At 74.8% G+C, this 3,936-nt stretch carries 4 protein-coding genes; 2 read left to right on the top strand and 2 right to left on the bottom strand.

Annotated elements, in window-relative coordinates:
- Positions 1–322 precede the first annotated feature (322 nt).
- Positions 323–1,111, top strand: a complete 789-nt coding sequence (locus FOE67_RS19040; protein WP_182665917.1) for a DUF8842 C-terminal domain-containing protein — start codon at positions 323–325, stop codon at positions 1,109–1,111.
- Between the two features lie 261 nt (positions 1,112–1,372).
- Positions 1,373–1,651, top strand: coding sequence for a hypothetical protein (locus tag FOE67_RS19035; protein ID WP_182665919.1), 279 nt, complete (start codon positions 1,373–1,375; stop codon positions 1,649–1,651).
- Positions 1,652–1,743: 92 nt separating this feature from the next.
- On the opposite strand, the gene der is transcribed toward FOE67_RS19035, so the two are convergent.
- On the bottom strand, positions 1,744–3,204 hold the full coding sequence (gene der / locus FOE67_RS19030; RefSeq protein WP_182665915.1) for a ribosome biogenesis GTPase Der: 1,461 nt from the start codon (positions 3,202–3,204) through the stop codon (positions 1,744–1,746).
- A gap of 71 nt (positions 3,205–3,275) precedes the next feature.
- Entirely contained in the window at positions 3,276–3,890 is a 615-nt protein-coding gene (locus tag FOE67_RS19025) for a lysophospholipid acyltransferase family protein (RefSeq protein WP_182665913.1), read from the bottom strand.
- Positions 3,891–3,936 lie beyond the last annotated feature (46 nt).

Below are 3,936 nucleotides of genomic sequence, written 5' to 3'. Positions count from 1 at the left end.
GCCCGGGGCGACGTTTCCCCGGGGCGGAACACCGGCGGGGGACGGGGCGGGCTTTGCCGGTGCGGTCCCCGCCGTGACGCCCCGGTTTCCGGGTGTTCCCTCCCGGCGGTTCCCGGCACCGCCCCGGGGAGGAAAGAACCGGAAACCGGGGCGTCGGAAAGCGTCGGAATCCCGGCTCCGGCGATCATTCACGACCGTTTCTTCACATATCGGGTCGGCCCCCGCCGGGGCGTGACCCCCGCCCGCTTCCGGCGTTGAGCAGGGCAACAGAACCGCCCACCGCCCGAACGCGCGTCGTGCGGGCCGGAACCGAGGAGCGACAGTGCCCACCATGCTCGACGTCAGCGACGACGTACGCGCCGAGATCGGCGACGAAGAGGCCGACCGGCTGCTCGCCGGGGAGACCGCCCCCGGCGCCTACGACTGCACGTCGTGCCGGACGCCGGGCGACCCGGAACGCGACCCCACCAGCACCGTCCTGTTCGTCGGCGAGGAGACGGCCGTCCTGGCCTTCGCCCACGCCGACTGCCTCCCCTCGCGGGTGGTACCGGTCTCGGAGGAGCAGTTGCGCGGCGCCGTGCAGACCATCACCGGGGAGACGCCCCCCGTCTCGGCCGAGGAGCTGGGGGGTACCCCCCGTCAGGCGGTGCTCGGGGTGACCTGCGGCCAGATCGCCGTGGGGGACGACCTCTACCCCGCCCTGGTGATCGAGCCGACGGCCCCCATCGCCCGGCCGGGCAGCGACGCGCCGGAGGACGTCTTCCTGGAGCTGCTGGGGGAACAGGGTTTCCAGCGGGTCGCCGACCCGGGGCGGATGCCGGAGGAGCTGCCGGGCTGGTCGGTGCTGATGGTCGACGGCGAACTGCACTCCATCCTCCAGCCGGGGCTGGTGGGCGCGCCCTCGGCCCCGTGGTGGCAGGCCCACCGTCCCCTGGCGCTGACCGACGAGTGGCGGGCCACCGCGAAGGACCGGCACACGGTGCTGGTCTACGCCGCTCCGGTGGGCACCATCGGCCGGCAGCCCCGCGAGGACCTGCTGCGGGTGGCACTGGAGAAGGCGGCGCTGGAGGGCGTCCTGGTCGCCGCGGCGCTGCCGCTCTCGGGGACCTGACGCCCCGGTCCGGGTGCCCGCGCGGGCACCCGGACACCGCCGACCGCCGGATGGCCCGGGACGGGGCGCGGGAGCGGCGGCGCGCTACCGGCGGTCACGGCTTCCCCGCCCCCTCCCGCATCCGTCCGGGTTCCCGCTCGTTGACCGGGTGTGCAGCCCATCGACTCGTCCCGTTCCGACAGCGGCGGACAGGGGCGCCACCGGCACTCCCCCGGCCTGGTGCCCGCCCTGCGGATCCCGCCGCCCCCTCCGCGGCCGACCGTGTCCGCGACACCCATCTACGACGCCCTGTGCGCGGAGTACCGCAGACTCTTCCGCACCCTGCCGGGCGACCGCTCCGGTGAGGAGGAGTCCTTCGACGCCTTCGCGAGCCGACTCTCCTCGCGCGGCGGTGTGGTGCGCATCGCCGAGGCCTTCGGCCGCCACCAGGTGCGCGGGGAGGGTTCCGGGGGCCGTGTCGTGGGTGGTCCGACCTCCCGGACGACCGGCTCGACCGGTCACGGGATGTCGATGTCCCCGCGCCGCCCCTCCGACACCTGAGGCCCGTGGTTCCTTTCCCCGGGCCCCTCCCCGGGAGGGTGCGGAGGGGACACCGCCGCCCGGGGGCCCGTCCGCCTCCTCCCGTCGGTCGCTCAGGAGCGGCGGTTGCCCCGCTTCTCCCGCACCCGCACGGAGACCTGGATCGGGCTGCCCTCGAAGCCGAAGCGCTCCCGCAGCCGGCGTTCGATGAAGCGCCGGTAGCCGGCCTCCAGGAAGCCGGAGGCGAAGAGCACGAAGCGGGGCGGTCGGGTGCCGGCCTGGGTGCCGAAGAGGATACGCGGCTGCTTGCCACCCCGTACCGGGTGCGGGTGGGCGGCGACCAGCTCGCCGAGGAAGGCGTTGAGCTTGCCGGTGGGGATGCGGGTCTCCCAGCTCTCCAGCGCGGTGTCCAGCGCCGGGACCAGCTTCTCCAGGTGACGACCCGTCTGCGCGGAGATGTTGACCCGGGGGGCCCAGCGGACCTGCACCAGGTCCCGCTCGATCTCGCGTTCCAGGTAGAAGCGGCGCTCCTCGTCGAGGGTGTCCCACTTGTTGTAGGCCAGGACCAGGGCCCGGCCGGCGTCCACCGCCATCGAGATGATGCGGGTGTCCTGGACGCTGATCGGCTCGCTGACGTCGATGAGCACCACGGCCGCCTCCGCCTTCTCCACGGCGGCGGCGGTGCGCAGCGAGGCGTAGTAGTCGGCGCCCTCCTGCAGGTGCACCCGACGCCGGATACCGGCGGTGTCCACGAATCGCCAGGTCCGGTCGCCCAGTTCGATCAGCTCGTCCACCGGGTCGCGGGTGGTGCCGGCCATCTCGTCCACCACCACGCGCTCCTCCCCCGCCAACTTGTTGAGCAGGGAGGACTTGCCGACGTTGGGACGGCCGACCAGGGCGATGCGCCGGGGACCGCCGACGGTCCCGCCGAAGGTCTCCGGCGGGGCCTCGGGCATCGCGTCCAGCACCGCGTCGAGCAGGTCACCGGTGCCGCGTCCGTGGAGCGCGGAGACCGGGTGCGGCTCACCCAGACCGAGCGACCACAGGGCGGTCGCGTCGGCCTCACCGGAGGGGCCGTCCACCTTGTTGGCGCACAGCACCACCGGTTTGCCGGCGCGGCGCAGCAGTCGGACCACGGCCTCGTCGGTGTCGGTGGCCCCGACCGTGGCGTCCACCACCAGGATCACCGCGTCGGCCGCGGCGACGGCGAACTCGGCCTGGGCGGCGACCGCCGCGTCGATGCCGAGCACGTCCTGCTCCCAGCCGCCGGTGTCCACCACCTTGAAGCGACGGCCGGCCCACTCCGCGTGGTAGGTCACCCGGTCCCGGGTGACGCCGGGGCGGTCCTCGACGACCGCCTCGCGCCGGCCGAGGATCCGGTTGACCAGAGTCGATTTGCCGACATTGGGGCGGCCGACGACGGCCAGCACCGGCTGCGGGCCGCCGCCGGCGGCCATCTCGCCGCCCAACTCGTCGGCCCCGAAGCCCTCCTCCTCCGCGAGCCGCAGGAATTCGGCGTACTCCTCCTCGCCGATCCCCGGGGGTGCGGGGGCGGGGGTGTTCTCCTCGTGCATGGTCCGTCTCCACCGTTGTGCGTCGTGCGTGGCTTGGTTTGTCGACCGGATCGCCGGCGGGCCGGGTCGGGTCAGCGGCCGGTGAGGCGTCGGGCCCGTTCCAGGTGCTCCTCCAACCGACCGCGCAGCCGCTCCGTCGCCGCGTCCAGCGCCGCCCTGGTACGGCGGGCGCCCGGCTCGGCCGCGACACGGGGCTCGCCGAAGACGACGTCGATGCGGCCCCGCAGCGGGGGCAGTCCCGGCACCAGACGGCTGCGCCCCTCGGCCCCACCGAGCACCGCGACCGGCACCACCGGGGCCCCGGAACGCACCGCGAAGTAGGCCAGCCCCCCGCGCAGGGCCGCGAAATCGCCCGCGCCCCGGGTGCCCTCGGGGAAGATGCCCAGCACCCCGCCCCCTTCCAGCACCCCCAGCGCGGAGGTGACGGCGGCACGGTCGGTGCCGTCGCGGTCCACCGGTATCTGGCCGATGCCGGTCAGGAAGCGTCCCAGTGGGCCGACGAACGCCTCGTGCTTGATCAGGAAGTGCACCGGTCGGGGCGCGGTGCCCATGAGCACCGGGCCGTCCACGTTGTGGGCGTGGTTGACGGCCAGGATCACCGGACCGGTCGCCGGCACCCGGTGGGCACCGAGGACGCGGGGGTGCCACGCGCCGTGGATCAGGCCGATGCCGATGCGCCGGCCCACGGCCGCGCCGCGCGGCGAGGGCCGGGGGGACCGGGTGGCCGTGCCG

The organism is Streptomyces calidiresistens (assembly GCF_014141525.1).
In the GTDB taxonomy this organism is placed as follows: Bacteria; Actinomycetota; Actinomycetes; order Streptomycetales; family Streptomycetaceae; genus Streptomyces; species Streptomyces calidiresistens.
The sequence above is the reverse complement of the archived record's forward strand: the minus strand, read 5'-3'. Positions and strand labels throughout refer to the sequence as shown.

Excerpts from the sequence above, each read along its gene's own strand:
- der (WP_182665915.1), bottom strand. The coding sequence starts at position 3,204 with ATGCACGAGGAGAACACCCCCGCCCCCGCACCCCCGGGGATCGGCGAG.